Origin of the sequence: Enterococcus lactis (genome assembly GCF_015751045.1) — a bacterium.
Classification (GTDB): Bacteria; Bacillota; Bacilli; order Lactobacillales; family Enterococcaceae; genus Enterococcus_B; species Enterococcus_B lactis.
Genome location: NZ_BNJW01000033.1, coordinates 1 through 16,230 on the forward strand (window position 1 = coordinate 1; position 16,230 = coordinate 16,230).

At 34.3% G+C, this 16,230-nt stretch carries 15 protein-coding genes, 1 tRNA gene and 4 pseudogenes; 9 read left to right on the forward strand and 11 right to left on the reverse strand.

Annotated features, from left to right (window positions below; genetic code table 11):
* Positions 1-170: 170 nt before the first annotated feature.
* Together KFO35_RS12890 and rpmG are read right to left on the reverse strand one after the other, a co-directional pair.
* Positions 171-689, reverse strand: a complete 519-nt coding sequence (locus KFO35_RS12890) for a dihydrofolate reductase (protein ID WP_002308859.1) — start codon at positions 687-689, stop codon at positions 171-173.
* A gap of 87 nt (positions 690-776) precedes the next feature.
* Positions 777-941, reverse strand: a complete 165-nt coding sequence (gene rpmG / locus KFO35_RS12895; RefSeq protein WP_002320810.1) for a 50S ribosomal protein L33 — start codon at positions 939-941, stop codon at positions 777-779.
* 212 nt (positions 942-1,153) lie between these two features.
* On the opposite strand from rpmG, the gene KFO35_RS12900 reads away from it, so the two are divergent.
* Entirely contained in the window at positions 1,154-1,600 is a 447-nt protein-coding gene (locus KFO35_RS12900) for a DUF2188 domain-containing protein (RefSeq protein ID WP_070704966.1), read from the forward strand.
* A gap of 81 nt (positions 1,601-1,681) precedes the next feature.
* On the opposite strand, the gene asnB is transcribed toward KFO35_RS12900, so the two are convergent.
* The 3 genes from asnB to KFO35_RS12915 all read right to left on the reverse strand — a co-directional run bounded on the left by asnB (position 1,682) and on the right by KFO35_RS12915 (position 4,665).
* Positions 1,682-3,577, reverse strand: a complete 1,896-nt coding sequence (gene asnB / locus KFO35_RS12905; protein ID WP_002308857.1) for an asparagine synthase (glutamine-hydrolyzing) — start codon at positions 3,575-3,577, stop codon at positions 1,682-1,684.
* Between the two features lie 290 nt (positions 3,578-3,867).
* A tRNA-Ser gene (locus KFO35_RS12910) sits at positions 3,868-3,955 on the reverse strand.
* Positions 3,956-4,098: 143 nt separating this feature from the next.
* Entirely contained in the window at positions 4,099-4,665 is a 567-nt protein-coding gene (locus KFO35_RS12915; protein WP_010727129.1) for a TetR/AcrR family transcriptional regulator, read from the reverse strand.
* A gap of 255 nt (positions 4,666-4,920) precedes the next feature.
* On the opposite strand from KFO35_RS12915, the pseudogene KFO35_RS12920 reads away from it, so the two are divergent.
* Both KFO35_RS12920 and KFO35_RS12925 read left to right on the forward strand, forming a co-directional pair.
* Positions 4,921-6,261 (forward strand): annotated as a pseudogene (locus tag KFO35_RS12920) (DUF1576 domain-containing protein).
* Entirely contained in the window at positions 6,227-6,580 is a 354-nt protein-coding gene (locus tag KFO35_RS12925) for a hypothetical protein (RefSeq protein WP_002308854.1), read from the forward strand. Before KFO35_RS12920 ends, KFO35_RS12925 begins: the two are co-directional and overlap by 35 nt.
* Before the next feature lie 89 nt (positions 6,581-6,669).
* On the opposite strand, the pseudogene KFO35_RS12930 reads toward KFO35_RS12925, so the two are convergent.
* Positions 6,670-7,088: pseudogene (locus tag KFO35_RS12930) on the reverse strand (cupin domain-containing protein).
* Positions 7,089-7,437, reverse strand: a pseudogene (locus KFO35_RS12935) (carboxymuconolactone decarboxylase family protein). It abuts the pseudogene before it with no gap.
* Between the two features lie 370 nt (positions 7,438-7,807).
* On the opposite strand from KFO35_RS12935, the gene KFO35_RS12940 reads away from it, so the two are divergent.
* Positions 7,808-8,404 carry a TVP38/TMEM64 family protein gene (locus tag KFO35_RS12940; RefSeq protein ID WP_002308851.1) on the forward strand — a complete coding sequence of 199 codons (597 nt, stop codon included), beginning with the start codon at positions 7,808-7,810 and terminating at the stop codon, positions 8,402-8,404.
* Between the two features lie 126 nt (positions 8,405-8,530).
* The gene (locus tag KFO35_RS12945) at positions 8,531-10,330 is read left to right on the forward strand and encodes a glycerophosphoryl diester phosphodiesterase membrane domain-containing protein (RefSeq protein WP_156272405.1); all 1,800 of its coding nucleotides are present in this window, start codon (positions 8,531-8,533) and stop codon (positions 10,328-10,330) included.
* 277 nt (positions 10,331-10,607) lie between these two features.
* Here the strand turns inward: KFO35_RS12945 and KFO35_RS12950 are convergent, their stop codons facing one another.
* On the reverse strand, positions 10,608-10,820 hold the full coding sequence (locus tag KFO35_RS12950; RefSeq protein ID WP_002314783.1) for a hypothetical protein: 213 nt from the start codon (positions 10,818-10,820) through the stop codon (positions 10,608-10,610).
* Between the two features lie 447 nt (positions 10,821-11,267).
* On the opposite strand from KFO35_RS12950, the gene KFO35_RS12955 reads away from it, so the two are divergent.
* From KFO35_RS12955 to KFO35_RS12965, 3 genes are all read left to right on the forward strand, one after another.
* On the forward strand, positions 11,268-11,417 hold the full coding sequence (locus KFO35_RS12955; protein ID WP_002293931.1) for a hypothetical protein: 150 nt from the start codon (positions 11,268-11,270) through the stop codon (positions 11,415-11,417).
* A 269-nt stretch (positions 11,418-11,686) separates the two neighbouring features.
* Complete coding sequence (locus KFO35_RS12960) at positions 11,687-12,073, forward strand: YxeA family protein (RefSeq protein ID WP_002308846.1); 387 nt, start codon at positions 11,687-11,689, stop codon at positions 12,071-12,073.
* A gap of 733 nt (positions 12,074-12,806) precedes the next feature.
* Positions 12,807-13,109, forward strand: a complete 303-nt coding sequence (locus KFO35_RS12965) for a DUF5960 family protein (protein WP_156272403.1) — start codon at positions 12,807-12,809, stop codon at positions 13,107-13,109.
* 543 nt (positions 13,110-13,652) lie between these two features.
* Here KFO35_RS12965 and bsh read toward each other — a convergent pair.
* A complete protein-coding gene (bsh, locus tag KFO35_RS12970; protein WP_002287105.1) occupies positions 13,653-14,627 on the reverse strand; it encodes a choloylglycine hydrolase in 975 nt (324 codons plus the stop codon).
* Positions 14,628-14,789: 162 nt separating this feature from the next.
* Here bsh and KFO35_RS12975 point away from each other — a divergent pair, with 162 nt between their 5' ends.
* Positions 14,790-15,047: a hypothetical protein gene (locus KFO35_RS12975; protein WP_002295273.1), complete on the forward strand. Its 258-nt coding sequence runs from the start codon at positions 14,790-14,792 to the stop codon at positions 15,045-15,047.
* Between the two features lie 231 nt (positions 15,048-15,278).
* On the opposite strand, the gene KFO35_RS12980 is transcribed toward KFO35_RS12975, so the two are convergent.
* Both KFO35_RS12980 and KFO35_RS12985 read right to left on the reverse strand, forming a co-directional pair.
* Positions 15,279-15,710, reverse strand: coding sequence for a DUF4231 domain-containing protein (locus tag KFO35_RS12980; RefSeq protein ID WP_002308843.1), 432 nt, complete (start codon positions 15,708-15,710; stop codon positions 15,279-15,281).
* A gap of 249 nt (positions 15,711-15,959) precedes the next feature.
* A pseudogene (locus tag KFO35_RS12985) lies at positions 15,960-16,230 on the reverse strand (N-acetylmuramoyl-L-alanine amidase); the annotation flags it as partial.

Genomic DNA, 16,230 nt, shown 5'->3' on the forward strand with positions numbered 1-16,230 from the left:
AATAAGACCCTATTATTACAAGTTCATCCGTTGTAAGATGGGTATAGGTCATTTGTACTCACTCCTTATAATTCTTTGGTCGGAACTATTTTGAGTGTAGCACAAATGACTTTTTTAGTTGTCTAGCTTAATTTTACAATCGGCGTTATTAAAAACTAAATACCCGGATATTATTCTTCTTTTGAAACAACCTTATTTCTTACTCTTTCCCATTTTTGAAAACGATGGGCATATAAATTTTCCTGATCCGTTATTCCCTCGTATTCCTCTATAAGAGCGAAGTCTGAAAAATCGATATCCCCAATATACGTATCTCCTTCAAACGTGCTATCAATCAATGTCCGCCAGATACGACCGGTGTAAGGAAGAAGTTCTTGAAAAATCCGACTGCCACCCGAAACATAGATATCTTCTGAGATTGTTTGACTATACGCCAAAAGTTCATCGATTGAATGCATCACTTCTGCATTTTCTTTCGTGCGAAAGTTCGGTTGCGTTGTCAACACGATGATATGGCGATAAGGAAGTGAGAGATCGCCCATTCCTTCATAGGTCTTTCTTCCCATCACTAAGATTCGATCCATTGTATGTTCACGAAAAAAACGCATGTCATTTGGCAATCGCCACGGTAGCAATCCATTTTTGCCGATCAGACCATTCCTATCTTGTGCCCACATTGAAATAAACATATCATCCGCTCCTTATGATTTTAGATGGTTTGAGATAAAAAAAGTCTCAATTCTTTGACCAGCAAGGAATTGAGAACTTTAAAAACATTATTTTGTTTCACGGTGCAAAGTAACTTTGCGTTCGCGTGGGCAATATTTTTGTTTTTCCAAACGATCAGGATTGTTACGTTTGTTTTTGCTTGTTAGGTAGTTACGTTCTTTACAAGAAGTACACTCTAAAGTGATGTTTACGCGCATGTTTTTCCCTCCCATTTTTACAAGAATCCTCTAAGATGACTCTCAGACTTGATTATCTTACCATGATTTTTTCTAGATTGCTAGTGTTTTTCACGATTTTGTTAAGTAAAACTACTTGACGATAAATACAACGGTTTTACTTCTCAAACAAAATCTTTTCCTTTTTGTATAAATACCCTTACACTTGTTTATATAGATTATGTTTTTTAATAAAGGGGGATACTAATATGCCATGGAACATGAAGGACTTTCCTGCATCAATGAAAAACTTAGATAAACTGACAAGAAAAAAAGCAATCGACATCGCAAATGCACTGTTGGATGAAGGGTACCCTGATAGCCGTGCGATCCCAATTGCCATTGATCAAGCAAAAAAATGGGATGAAGATGCTAGTGAATCAGAAAAACGAACCTTCGAAAAAGAAAAAAATCCAAGCAAGACGGATGAACACGATACGAATCCTCGTGCCGGAAAACTGCTTGATTCAGATGTGATCGTAGAATATGAGGAAAAACAATGGATCGTGAAATCTAAAGGGGCAAAAAAGGCAAGCAACCATTTTGATACAAAAAAAGAAGCAATCGAAAAAGGAAAGCAAGTAGCTAAAAACAAACAATCAACTTTGATCATTTATAAAAAAGATGGGACAAAAGAAAAAGAAATCAGTTACTAAGCGCTTAAAAAGAAGCATAGAAACAAGGAGATCATCTCACATGCTTCTATGCTTCTTCTCATATTGTTGTTTCTTTTTTTATCAAACAGTCACATAGTCGATTGCTTCTGCTTGCGGAATCGTTTCATCGACAAAGTAAACTTTATACCATGTCAAGAAACTGAAGATCGTCCAGATTTTACGTTGTTCTTCTTTACGTCCTTCGTGATGGTCATCTAGCAACTTCATAATTTTTTCTTGATCAAAAAATTCTTTTGCAAAATCTGCTTCGAATAGTGCTTTGACTTGTTCGTAGCCGTGTTCTTCTTTCAACCAAGCTTTGATTGGCACAGGGAATCCTAATTTCACACGATTCGACCACTCTTCTGGAAGATGTTTGTTCGCAGCTTGTCTGAAAATATCTTTTGTGTTGTTTTGATTCAACAAGAACTTACTTGGTATTTGTTGAGCCAATTTCATGACTTCGATATCCAGTAAAGGTACTCGAACTTCTAGAGAACTAGCCATAGAAAGTTTATCTGCCTTCAACAAAATATCTTTTGGCATCCATTGATGAAGATCGACGTATTGCATCTTATTGACTTCATCTTTGATTCCTTCTGTTTTCTCGTAATGAACAGTCATGATCTCATTCACAGATGGCGCTGTTTGATATTTTGGCGTCAACACTTCTGATGCTTCTGATTCTTCGAACACTCGAGCATGCCCGATAAAATATTCTTTTGCTGGCGCAAGTGATTCATATAAATGGATACGTCCATGGAAATTTTTCATTTTTCCGATTTTACGTCCTAAATTATAGCGTGTCCCTTTTGGCAATTTTTTCAGTCCTTGCGCAATCACACGGATAAATTTTGAATTCGTGTGGAATCCATACGTTTGGTATCCCGCAAATAGTTCATCTGCCCCTTCTCCTGATTGAACCACCCGTACACTTTGTGAAGCGAGATTTGCTAAAAAGTACAACGGCACACAAGAAGGATTTGAGTCTGGTTCATCTAAGTGATACTGGATCAATGGGAATGCTTTAAAAGACATGTCTCCGTCGATTACAGCTGCCGTATTGTCTAAGTCCAACAATTCTGTTAGTTTTCTGGCTTCAATCGCTTCATTATAGGTTTTATCATCAAACCCAATTGAGAAAGAATGATCTGGTTTCAATACAGAGGTTACATAACTGGAATCGACCCCGCTGGATAAGAAAGAACCAACTTCTACATCGCTGATTGTGTGTGCTTCAATAGAAGCTTGAACAGTCTCGTCGATTTTTTCGATCCATTCTTGTCGGGAATGCGTTTCTTTTGTTTCAAAATCTGCATCCCAATATTGTTGAATGTCCAGTTTTCCGTCTTTATACGTATAATAATGACCTTCAGGCAAACGATAGACACCTTTGAAGAAGGTTTCACCGTTCAATGGAGAATATTGGAAAGTCATATAAGGTTTCAATGCTTCTTTATTCAATTCTTTATTAAAATCAGGATGAGGCAAAAAACTTTTGATTTCTGAACCAAACATAAATGTTCCGTTCATTTCTGCATAATAGTATGGTTTGATCCCAAAATGGTCTCTCGCACCGAATAACTCATTTTTTTCATTATCCCAAATAGCAAAAGCAAACATTCCGCGGATTTTTTGCAATAATTCTGTTCCCCATTCTTCGTAACCATGCAAAAGGACTTCTGTATCTGCATGTGTTTGAAAAACGTGACCAGCTGTAATCAATTCTTCTCTCAAAGGCTGATAATTATAGATTTCGCCATTAAAAATAATGATCTTTGTTCGATCTTCATTGTAAATAGGCTGAGTACCGCCCTCTAAGTCAATAATACTTAATCTTCTAAATCCTAAAGCAACGTGTTTATCGATATATTCCCCTGAACTATTAGGTCCACGGTGAACGATTCGATCCATCATTGTATTAATAATTGTTTTTTTGTTGTCCTTGTCGTTAACAAAACCTACAATACCGCACATTTAACTTTCACATCCTAATATAAAATTACTGTTTATTTCATCCATATGCATCTTAACATAGAATAAATAGCGGACGAATATTTTCTCTCTTACAGTTTCGTCACGTGAAAACAAAAGATGAAAGTTTCTGTTTTTACAGAAAATAAAGTCCCGATATCTAATTTACCATGTTTTCTTTTTTGAGGCTATCTTATTCTCTTCGTGTTAAAAAAATATTAGTGGATGCTGTTCAAAAAATAGCCTCCAAACAAAAAGACACGACCGAAATCGTGTCTAAACATGGATATATAAGGAAGGTACGGGATTTGAACCCGTGCACCACATTACTGCGGCTCGCCGGATTTCGAGTCCGGTGCATTACCACTCTGCCAACCTTCCGCAAGTACTATTTTTAAACTTTTCCCACGAAATGTCAAGCCTATTTCTAACAGATAAATAACAGAAACCGTTTTTTTACAAAAAAAGTCCATTGACAGTTTACAGCCAACGGACTTACCGATCAAATTCATCATGATAGAACACTATCTGATTGTTTCAGGATTATCTAGTGCTAAAATCGAGTCAATTGTCCGTTTGATCAGTGCGATGATTTGTTCTTCTGTTGGATGCATGATGTTTGATGACATCAATGATGCTAAGCCAGTCACCGCTACCCATGTACCAGTATGCAAGGCATCGATATAATCATCCGATAATTGATTGTATCTTTCATCTTCTTTGACTATTTCACGGAAATAGTTGTAAGAAAAATCATGAATTTTCTTTCCGTCCCCATGTTCATCAATGTACAATGCCATGTAAAGACTATGATGTTTCTTTGCAAAGTAGATATAGTTCAAACCGAGATCAATGATTTTATCACCCGTACGCTCAATAGGGAAAACATCTTCTTTTAGTTGTTCAAAGATCGAATCCAATAACGTATTTTTCAAATCTTCCATGTTTTTGAATTCCAGATAAATTGGCTGAGTCGAAATCCCCATCTTTTTCGCAATGTTTCTCGCAGTAAATCCTTTAAACCCTTCCTTTGCAACAACATCATAAGCAGCTTTTAGAATTTGATCCTTGGTATAGACTTTTCTTCTCATTAAAACTCCCCCACTTCTTTACTGCAGTATATGTTGTTTTATTGTACCCTATTTTTAGTATTTTTTGCAAACATTTTACTCAAAACGTTATATTTTAAATTTTTTTCTCAGTCTTCTTTAACTTTTTTTGCAAAATTAAAAAAATTTGGTTAAATTCACTGGGTTCCCTTACATTTTTAGTTTTAACCTAAATGATAGTTGACCAAATCTTTCATTTCAAGTTATAGTTAAAGAAAACGAAAAAGAAGGTGTGTAATGGAAAACGAAACTGACGTTATTTATATTCATCCTCAAAAAAGAATCGTTTCACAGAAAAGAAAATATTTTTATCTTAGTTTTACAGGTGCTTTTTTTCTTTTTATTGGCTTAGTTTCTGGTACACCTGCCGCTAATTGGAGTGGTCTACTGACTATTCTTACCTCGCCAAGCAATCTTCTGACAGATTATTTTGCTTTGGGTGGTTTTGGAAGCGCATTTATAAACGTTGGGATCTTGACCTTACTTTCTGTGCTTGTGGCTTACCGGTAAAAGGTGATTTTAAATGGCCCCTTATTCGCTTCGATTTTAACAGTTACCGGTTTTTCTTTTTTTGGCAAAAACCTTTATAATTCAATCTCGATCATTTTAGGTGTATACCTGTATGCTGTATTTGTCAATAAACCTTTTTCTCAGTATATTATGATAGGACTGTTCGGCAGCGCATTGTCGCCGGTCGTTAGTTACATTACTTTTGGTATGCGCTTTCCTTTGCTAGTAGGAATTCTACTGGGAAATTTGGCTGGTATAGCAATTGGTCTTCTTCTTCCGCCGTTAGCTGCTCAAACTTTAGTTTTCCATCGCGGGTTCACGCTTTATAATATTGGATTTACCTCAGGCTTGATTGCCATGGCTTTTACTGCTGTTTTGCGATTGTTCAGCTACTCAATCGTCGAGAATACATTGGTTTCCAATGAATACCATTCCCCTCTCGTCTGGATCATTTTCGGCTTTTTTTTGCTGACAGTCGGTTTTGGTTTCTATTATAATTCCTTTCGACTTTCGGGTATTCGAGAGATTTTCGATTCATCTGGTAAACTGACAACTGATTTCATTGCTAATTCTGGTATCGGTGCTACTTTGATCAACGTGGGGCTAGTTGGTCTAATGCTTTCTTCTTATGTTTTGCTGGTTGGTGGTAAGTTAAATGGTCCTGTCATCGGTGCTATTTTATCTGCGGTTGGTTTCAGTGCTTTTGGTTGTCATTTAAAAAACAGTTTTCCGATACTAGTCGGAATTTTTCTTGCTTCTTTGTTTGGGACGTTTCATGAGATCACCAGCACCGGCATGCTCGTTGCCGCTGTGTTTGGAACAGGCCTCGCGCCCATAAGCGGTTTTTACGGCAGTTTTTACGGTGTAATAGCTGGTATGTTACATATTGCTCTTGTTGCTCTTGTCCATAACGTCAGCACTTTGCACGGAGGACTCAATTTATATAACAGTGGTTTTTCAACTGGATTCGTTGCAGGTATCCTTGTACCGATACTAGATAACTTTACTGCTGTCAGAAAGGAAAAAAAGACACTTGGAAAAAGAATTATCAAAAAGAATCATCGATGAGCTTCTTACTTATCTATATTCCCACGAAATAACTGAAATACGTATTGGCGTAGAATTTGCTGAGGAGGGACTTTTCATAGAAATACAGGGCACAACAGAATCTCAGCCAGAAGATCTAGATGTACTTGCTGATTTGCTGAACAATCCTCGAGACCCTAGCATGGAAATCTACTATCAGGAGCTATTAGGTAATCCTCGACATGATCGGGAAGATTATCATCTGCTAGGTAGTTTGATTGACGATGTGGAAATCATGTATGCCCAGCCGATTATCAATATCAAAATTTTTCGGCGTGCTTCTCCTCGCCCTTATTATTAGCCTATTCTACAAAACAGCTTCATCCACCTAAAACAGCTCCTGAAAGTTCGATTAAAAATCTACTTTTAGGAGCTGTTCTAAGCTTGATATTATTGATTTTCCAATCCTTCGTATAATTCATCTGTTACAGGTTCTAAAAACTCTGAATTACCAGCAGTGATCGCCAAATGTTCAAACCAACTGTCTTTTGTCGCACCATGCCAATGTTTGATCCCTTTGTGCGTTACGACGACATCTCCAGCCATTAATCGTCTTGCTGGCTTTCCTTCTTCCTGATACCAGCCTTCTCCTCCGGTTACAAGTAAGATTTGATAACCGTCTGTATGGACATGCCAGTGATTGCGACAGCCTGGTTCAAAAGTTACATTACCTACACCAACAGAAATTTCGGGATCGTTTACTAACATATTCAGATAGCTTTGCCCGGTAAATACTTGAGCGTAAGCTTCGTTTTTTCACCTGCTGGAAAAATCACGCCTTTTTGTATTTCTTCGTGTTTTGTCATCATTTATGCCTCTTTCTTATCTTCACTATTTTCTTCTAGATAGATTTCTTTTGCTAAATAAACTAAAAGCCGACCAAGCTTTTGGCCACCCTACATAAAAAGCTAAATGGGTAATGATTTCTGCTATTTCTTCACTAGTAATGCCATTTTGCTTGCCAATTTTCAGATGAGCCGGCAATTGTTCAAAATTCCCTTCTGAGATCAAAGCAGATAGGGTGATGATACTACGCTGATGAGGAGATAATTCTTCTCTTGACCATACTTCTCCAAATAAAACATCGTCATTCAATTCTGCAAATTTTGGTGCAAACTCCCCCAATTGATCTCTTCCTGCGGTTTGTTTTTCTGCCATTTTTTTACTTCCTCCGTTCGTGATTGCTAGGTGATTCAAACACTGTTCTTAAGTAACATCATTATCTATTGTTTCTTCGCATTTTATTTTAAGCCCTATTTTTTAACCTGTCCAATGCTTAGTTTACTCCATCAGTATGCTTTCCAAGCATAATTGTTAACGTTTTCTATCTTTTTTCTATTTTTGAAAAAACAAGATATTAAATAAGTCTTTAGTTGGATGTTTTTTTGAGATTATTCTTTTATACTTACAATGAACGTATGATGAACTTACAAAATTGTTTGTTTTCTGTCATCTTAAAAAGTGGCGCAGACAGTTGCTTTTCTAGTAAAGTATAGATACCAAAGAACCTCTAAGGAGTTGATGAATAATGAATATTGCTGCCTCTCGAAAACTGATAAACTTCATTTCCATTATTGGATTAGGTCTATCGATCGCGCTGACGATTTATTTTATTAATTTAGGTGTTTTCAAAGATTTGAATGCTTTAAGAGGATTAGTAGGTGATTCGATCATTTTAGGTCCGGTCATTTTTATCTTCATCCAAATCTTGCAAGTGGTTATTCCAATCATTCCTGGAGGAATCAGCACTGCAGCGGGTGTTCTGATATTTGGTCCTTATGCTGGCTTTATTTACAATTATGTTGGAATCTGTATTGGTTCGATTATTATCTTTCTTCTAGGACGACGTTACGGAAAACCATTCATTCTTTCCATGATCAGCGATAAGACCTATAACAAATATATTGGCTGGTTAGACAATCAAAACCGCTTTGAGAAGCTGTTTGCTCTAGCTATTTTTCTTCCTGTTGCTCCGGACGATGCGTTATGTTTGATGGCTGGATTGACAAACATTTCAATGAAACGATATACACTGATTATTTTGATAGCTAAACCACTATCGATTTTCTTATACAGTATGGCTTTGATTTATGGAGGACAATATCTAAGTGGTCTTCTTGGTTAATATTTATTTTGCAAAATCAGTTATTGATTGATTACCAATGTTAAGTCTGGGAAAGGATCTGCAAGATACATTGCACCCTTTCCTTTTTCATTGGATTTGCGCTACAATGTGAAAGTAGGTGATAGGATGAATTATTTGAAACGTAGCTTAGGCAACGCGTGGGATTTTTTGAAAGGAACACAAGCTTATTTCCGTGATGTCTTGCTGATGCATGGCTTTATTTTATTTATTTGTTTACCCTTATTGAGCAGTACGACTCGTTTTATTTTGCACCGAGGAGCAATTGACTATTTGTCTTATGACAATATTCCTTTGATTTTCTCTCAGCATCCTGGAGTTCTGCTGTCGTTAATCGCCGTTTTATTGACGATTTTACTATTGGTTTATTTCGAATTTGCATTTCTTTTGATGAGTGTCTTCTTTATTAAAAAGAAAGAACCCGTTTCTTTAAAGCAGCTCTTGCACTTGACGATACTTCAACTGAAGAAAGTGAGACCTATTACTTTTCTGTTTTTTCTTGCTTATTTTTTATTGATTCTACCGATCAGCGGGTTAAGTTTCAATTCTGATCTACTGTCAAAAATAAAAATCCCTGCTTTTATCATGGATTTTATTTTTGCTAACCGTTGGATCGTCGTCAGTTCCTTTTTACTCGTTTACATTTTTCTTGGCTATATTGGGATTCGGCTGATTTTCGCTTTACCTGAAATGATTTTACGAGATCGACCTTTTCGAGCATCCATTCGAGAAAGCTGGTTGCTGACCAAATCACGTCTTTTTGCTATCACGGGGCAATTTATCGTGATTGGCGGTACGATTTTACTTCTTTCTTCTTTGGGATATATCGTTGTTATTTTGGCACAAAGTGTTGTTGAAGAATTTTTCCCGAATTACGCATTGATCAGCGCTGTATTTGCGATGACGCTTTTACAAGGAATTTTATTATTCAATATCGTGATGTCTACTGTAGGAATTTTTTATATCATCGTTGATTTCATGGATGACGAAGGTTTCTTACCAGAGATTCCCAAGTGGTTTACGCCTCAAACGTCCAACGTGCATTTATCTGCGCTGAAAAACACTGGTTTGACCCTTTTTGCAGTTTTTTTCGGTATTGGCGTTTGTCTTTACAATATGGATTATCTGACTTCGGCAGTTCAGACAAAACCAGTGACTGTATCTCACAGAGGTGTAAGTACGCAAAATGGGGCGCAAAATACTTTAGAAGCACTTGAAAAAACAAGCAGAGACTATCATCCTGATTATATAGAGATGGATGTGCAGGAAACAAAAGATGGCCGTTTCGTAGTGATGCATGATGCAAATCTTCGTCACTTAACTGGGGTAAATCGAACACCACAGGATTTGACGTTGAAAGAATTGACAAATCTTACGGTTACTGAAAATGGGTTCCAAGCCCCTGTGTGTTCTTTTGATTCTTATTTAGAAAAAGCGCATGAATTGAACCAAAAATTACTTATTGAGATTAAGACCTCTAAAAAAGATTCAGATGACCTGGTCGAACGATTTGTTCAGAAATACCGCAAAGCGATTTCAGAGAATCATCATATTTTGCAAAGTTTGACGTACCAAACTGTTTCTGATTTAAAAGAAGCAGAACCAAACTTTTATGTGGGCTATATCTTGCCTTTCAATATCGTTGGGCCTCCCGTAACGCCTGCTGATTTTTTGACAATGGAGTATAGTACGATCAATCGTAACTTCATTAATTCTGCCCATCAAGATGGAAAAAAAGTATATGTATGGACGATCAACGATTCAGATGCTATGAGTCGCATGATGTTTTATGGTGTGGATGGTATCATAACCGATGAGATGGGACTACTAAATGAAAGTGTGAAACAAACAGATGAAGAAATCACTTATTCAGACAAGCTACTAAATTTTGTTTTGGGTGTTGGCTAATCAAAAATCGTTAATGAAATAAGTTTTTATACAACAAAAAACGCATAACCTGTTACCGCAGGTATATGCGTTTTTTGTTTGACATTCATAACGTGTCCTTAATTATCTCTTGATTCCTTCATCGCACGAACAATAGCTAAAATAGCAGGAATTGCAGAGATCACTGCAAGAATAATTCCCATTTTCCCTGAACTTTTTCTTTTAGGCATATCTTCTCGCTCCCTTCTGTCTTTATTTATATTATAAGGGAGTTCTTGCGAATTCTCAAAAATACTGTTTAAGAAACCAATTCAGCAGGTGCACTAATATCACAGAATTTTACGAGCATGCGGTACTTGCTTTCATAAATGATTGGATAGTCTCGTTGGTCATAACTTTCAACATACACGACAGCCGTGTTGTTATATGTACGTTCAATACAGCCAATTAGTTCGTGAGATACGCCAATCGGTTTACATATATAAGATCTTCCTACTTCTGCTTTTACCATTTCATTCCCTCTTTTCTTTGTTTTTCTTTATTTTATAATAACAAATCTCCCTTCAATTGAAAACGTTTTATTTATTTTTTTTATTTTTATTTGATTTATTTTTTACTTTTTAGATAACTATTTTCTTATCATAATTCTAGATGTTGTGACAAAAACGTTTGTTTATATTCCTATGTTGTTCGTGTGTTCTTTTCATTATCCTGCTAAATTATTTACAAGGGGTGAGTATATGATTTATATCCAAGCAATAGTCTTTGTAACGTTGATGGTTGGGCTACTTATTGGCTTGAAAGAAAACAGCTGATTGATTTAAGAAAAAATAAATAAGAAAAGTGATAAATGCTTTTTAATTGCATGAAAAAACGGACGATGCTAAACTTGTTATAGGTTCGAAAGTTTAAAGGAAACTTTCAAGAACTGAATTACATTACAAAGGAGATGAATTTTATGACGTTTACAAAAACAAATATGCAATACCGCGTAGCCTTTGATACAACTTCTAACCGTTTTATGGCGATTGATGCACAAAACGAAAATAACGTTGCGTTTGGTATTACAATTGAACAAGCAGTCCGAGCATTAAATGAATCTAGATAGGGAGTGACCCATTCCAAATGGCGACTGATGAGATCTCGGAAAATCAATAGAAGACGTTTGTAACGGTGATCCGCGACAGACGTCTTTTTATATTTTTTACATACATTTGGTCATTATATCTGTCATTTGTTCTTGACCTAAACAAAAATATAGTTTTAATATCAATTATCGTCGCTTTTTATGACAATTTTGTTAGCTGTTTCGATGATGATATTTTGTTATGATTTGTATAATATTCTATAGAATAAAAATAAAAAAGGAGAATTTTCATGAAAAAAATTTTAGGGTTAATCGTTATCGTATTGATTGCTTTTATAGGTTGGAAAGGCTGGGACTACTATCAGTCTACTTATGTTGGAAAAGATTATTATGCAGTAATCAAAGCACCGATGCCTGCAGAAACTGATATTAAAGCAGATAATGGAGAAGTAATTGGAAAAGGGTTTAAATATAACGTAGATGCGTACGCTGAAAACGGTGAAAAAAGACAATTGGATTTTGATGTCATTACTTCTGGCGACTCTGCTAATGGTTCTGCTTATCCCGAAGGAACAATCTTGCAGTTGAAAGCAAGCGAAAAGCGAATTATAGAGAAAAAAGTAATCACTAGCGATAAAGTACCTTCATCTGTAAAAGACAAATTAGGGCTATCTTAACACTAAGAAAATATCGCAAAAAAGCACTCGAAGTGAGTGCTTTTTTACTTACTGATTTTAGAAAAAAATAGAATTGGTCTTCGAAGTCACTTTCCTGTTCTTCAAGTCCTTAACTAAAGAACAAGGCAATGAATCGATTCCCATACAAACAAGAGGCTGGGACAAAATTCTTGTCACAGCCCCCTTTTTCCGAATAAATGGTGCCGATATGTGTTAAGTACCTAAATGGGTACCAGCTTTCATTTTAAAGTCAGCATGTTTCTATCACTAATTATTTAAATCTAGTGAAAAACCCTTATCTTACAGGCGTTCGTTCAATTCTTTGGCAAGGTCTTCAAAGCCTGGTTTGCCTAGAAGTGCGAACATGTTTTTCTTGTATCATGTATACATTTATTACTTTTTTTCTCTTTTATACCGTTAGAAAACGCCGAAATATCAGCATTTTATCTATCTCTTGTTTTTTCTATCTTTTCTGATTTTTAATATCACTATCACCAAAGCTATCACTAGTTTTTCTATTATTTTTACTTTTTTATATGTATATTGAAACAGGAGTTAGAAAAATTAATAGAAGAACGAAAAAAGACCTCAACCAAATTTAATTGCTAGGGTCTTTTTATAAGAAGAAATGCATATTATCGTTTAGATATTGTCAATACATATTCAGGAAAATCTATTTTAGGGTTTACAATAAGAACGTTTGTTCGTATACTCTTTTTGAGGTGAACTTTATATGTTAATGGAAGGAAAAACACAATTATGGTTTAAATTTGATCCTTCGAACAAATTCATTAAAGACTTTCACAAAGTATGGGATTCAGAAGTTTTCTTTTTAGCAATCGAAGATAGCTTATTAATCAATCTCTACTATTCTAATAAGAACTACTTTAAAATTCCTGCTGCGAAAACTAGAATGAAGAAAGATGTATATTTTTTGTTTGATATCGTGTCTGACGTGCCAGACGCACGGAGCGATCATCGGCGTTATGACTATATAAAGTATACTTTCGTTGATCCAGAAAGGTATATAGATTAAAATAAGTTACCTAAAAAGGACAAATACAAATTTTATTATCTTATTTATAGTAAGAAGATAATTTAAGATTGCGAAATACGATACTATTTGTAATCTATAGTATCAGTCCTATAAAATAAACATCTAATTAATTACTCTAAATCCTAATTATAAGCCTTTTTTCTCACTTTTTTTCAAAAATATGGTATGCTTCTTAGTGAATTCAAATATAAAAGAGTTTAAAGCGTAATACACTTATGGGGAAGTGGTTTGGGGTGCGCTTTAAACTCTTCTTTATTATTATCTCACAGCATGCTTAAAAGGTCTATGTCTATGGATTAAGTTATGTAAAAAAGTGCCTCTTTAAACGTCCTAAAATCCAAACAAGGATAGCATAATATACACTATCGTTGATCCAGAAAACAGGTAAATAAATTTTGCAAAAGCAATAAGTTAAAAACATTACAAAAAAGACAAGGATATCACATCAAGAAAAAATGTTTTGAAAATATCTTTGCCTTTTTGTATTATATCTATATTAAATAATCAATCACAACACATTAACTAATTTATATATTTAATTTGTTGTTTTTCTATAATTGGATAACTAATTAACTTATGACTATCTAAGTCTTCTTTATTCATATCAATTGCAGTAATTTGACTGTCTTCATATGTTCGATAATAATAGATTCCTTTGTCAACATTGCAACAAGAAGAATAAATTGTATATTCATATTTTCCATCACCAACATCACACAAACCTTTTTGTTGTTCTACTGAACCTAAGATATGGAAAAATTGACTAATACTTTCTGACTCTGAATCTCCAGATACAGAATTCAGCTTCGTAAAAGTCGCTTTAACAAAACGAGATACTGAGGATAAATCTCCAGGCAAGCCTATCCCTCCCATACCGCGGCTATAGGCATTCAAACTTATTTGATTTGAAAAATTATTTTTAGGAGTTTCACTCGATAAGACACGATAATTGTTTAAATTAAATAATTGATAGTCAAATGAAGGATTATTGGTAAGAACGCCCACAGGGTTATCATATATATGAAGTCCATCTTTCATACTTTCAATGACAATTGATTTTTCTTTATCAGCTAATAGCCAATGTAAAGGGGATAAAGGAAGTTCATCACTATAATTTATATTTGCTAAATTGATATTTTTTAACAATTTTTTAGCTTCTCCTACTGTTGAGCATTGTCCTAAAATCCAAGGAATAAATTCAAAAGGAGATACATTGTCTTTCCCTTCTTGTATTTCTTTATAATCAGCATACCCAGAAAAATTTAGCCCAGCCATACTCAATCCTTTTTCATTTGTCGCATCGTAATAAAGAGGGTAGTCAGCTATACCAGCGGCAATACCAATCATTGCATAATGAGTATCCAAATCATTTACCTTTCGAAAATTCAACTTATAATTTCTTGGAGTAACAGTGACTACTTCATTGTAAGATATTTCATAATCAAAATTCCTTCCAAAATAATGATCACTTGTTACATAAGTAATAGACGTACACATAGTTTATTCCTCCTAAATATTGTTCTGTCCACGTTCATTTTACTCCAAAGTTTTCCTCATTTCAAAAGAAAATCACAGAATACACGAAGAAGCGTTTCTATTTGTATAAACTATATCAAAGTTCTATACTTAAATTATCAAATAAAAAGGACGTGAAGATAAATGTCAAATTTAGAAAACAAAGAAGAAAAAGTTGTAAACAAAATTGTTTCTGTTGTCAATAAATTGGATAAAGAGTTAGACGAACTTGATACGTTATCTGAAAATCCAGAAAAAAAACATAACCTAAAAAAATGGTTAGTTGAACGAAAGGCTATTCATGAAATTAAAAAAGTTCTTCATGAAGCTGATAAATATGAAAAATATGATGAAAAAGAACTTGATAAAGAATTTAAAGAAATCAATGACTTATTACTATAATTGATTTATACGATTCATTTTTGAGACGTCAGACTGCAAACAACACTCTAAATTTAGGAGTTTGTCTACAGTCTGAATAAATTTTAAATTTATTGTCCATAATGTTATTATGAATTTATAGCATTAAGAAAAGAGATAAGACTTTACATTTTTTTAGGAATGTAAAGTCTTATCTCTTTTCTTAATTGTACAATTAGTATTATCTGCACTACTTTCTAATTAAATAAATTTTTAGTTATTAACTTGATTAAAATCAGAGATAATATCAATTAATTCAGTTTGAAGGGTTGTAACGATTAAATGGAAATTTTCTTCATCTGTTTTATTATATGGGGATGTTTTCGTTATATATAACAACTTTTCTTTTTCAATTTTCATTAATAACTCTGTCGAAGTCTGTACTTTATCTTGATAATTAAATGCAGACATCCCACTTTGTATAATTGTAATTATTGCTGAAGCAATTGAAACAATCAATAGTAAAGACCTGTGTTCGGAAGCCTGATCAATTAATATTGGGATACTAGCTGATAAGACTATTTTTATAATATTTCCGATACCAATTACTCTATTATAAAATCGAATTTCTTTTTTTAATCTATCGATTGTAGAATCAATAGATTCGATAAACGCTTTTTGATCCATCATTTTCTCTCCAATCATTTTATTAAAATCATTAACAAAAATATTATAATAGGATTTAAGTAAGTTCTAACTAATCACACATAAAAATAAAAAACATTTGTATTTTATCAAAGTTTTATTATACTTGTCAATTTGTGTACATCCTAAAATATAAGCTATTTGTTTACTTCTGTAGAATATATACTTTGTTGTTAGATAAGTTGCACATGTTTATAGAATCTAAATAATAAATTTTTATGTACCGCCCCTCAAAGAGGGGGGAATTTTTTATCGTTGTGGAATATTTAAATACCAACGCTTGTCATGAAAATCTTGTGCTCCACCCTTAGTATTTCCTTCTGGATCGTTTGTCGCACGCATCATGACGTATACTTTCTTATTAGGGAAATCACGCATATTGAAAGATACATGATAGCCAACATTTCCTAAAGTATTATAAGCTTGATTTACGTCTGGTCTATAAATCCCATCAGCTCTTACTCTAGCTAGTTCTTTTCCAGTATTGTAGTCCATAATGAAAATATACTCGTATTTATAA

Excerpts from the sequence above, each read along its gene's own strand:
- KFO35_RS12890 (WP_002308859.1), bottom strand. The coding sequence starts at position 689 with ATGTTTATTTCAATGTGGGCACAAGATAGGAATGGTCTGATCGGCAAA.
- rpmG (WP_002320810.1), bottom strand. The coding sequence starts at position 941 with ATGGGAGGGAAAAACATGCGCGTAAACATCACTTTAGAGTGTACTTCT.
- KFO35_RS12900 (WP_070704966.1), top strand. The coding sequence starts at position 1,154 with ATGCCATGGAACATGAAGGACTTTCCTGCATCAATGAAAAACTTAGAT.
- asnB (WP_002308857.1), bottom strand. The coding sequence starts at position 3,577 with ATGTGCGGTATTGTAGGTTTTGTTAACGACAAGGACAACAAAAAAACA.
- KFO35_RS12915 (WP_010727129.1), bottom strand. The coding sequence starts at position 4,665 with ATGAGAAGAAAAGTCTATACCAAGGATCAAATTCTAAAAGCTGCTTAT.
- KFO35_RS12940 (WP_002308851.1), top strand. The coding sequence starts at position 7,808 with ATGAATATTGCTGCCTCTCGAAAACTGATAAACTTCATTTCCATTATT.
- KFO35_RS12945 (WP_156272405.1), top strand. The coding sequence starts at position 8,531 with ATGAATTATTTGAAACGTAGCTTAGGCAACGCGTGGGATTTTTTGAAA.
- KFO35_RS12950 (WP_002314783.1), bottom strand. The coding sequence starts at position 10,820 with ATGGTAAAAGCAGAAGTAGGAAGATCTTATATATGTAAACCGATTGGC.
- KFO35_RS12955 (WP_002293931.1), top strand. The coding sequence starts at position 11,268 with ATGACGTTTACAAAAACAAATATGCAATACCGCGTAGCCTTTGATACA.
- KFO35_RS12960 (WP_002308846.1), top strand. The coding sequence starts at position 11,687 with ATGAAAAAAATTTTAGGGTTAATCGTTATCGTATTGATTGCTTTTATA.
- KFO35_RS12965 (WP_156272403.1), top strand. The coding sequence starts at position 12,807 with ATGTTAATGGAAGGAAAAACACAATTATGGTTTAAATTTGATCCTTCG.
- bsh (WP_002287105.1), bottom strand. The coding sequence starts at position 14,627 with ATGTGTACGTCTATTACTTATGTAACAAGTGATCATTATTTTGGAAGG.
- KFO35_RS12975 (WP_002295273.1), top strand. The coding sequence starts at position 14,790 with ATGTCAAATTTAGAAAACAAAGAAGAAAAAGTTGTAAACAAAATTGTT.
- KFO35_RS12980 (WP_002308843.1), bottom strand. The coding sequence starts at position 15,710 with ATGATTGGAGAGAAAATGATGGATCAAAAAGCGTTTATCGAATCTATT.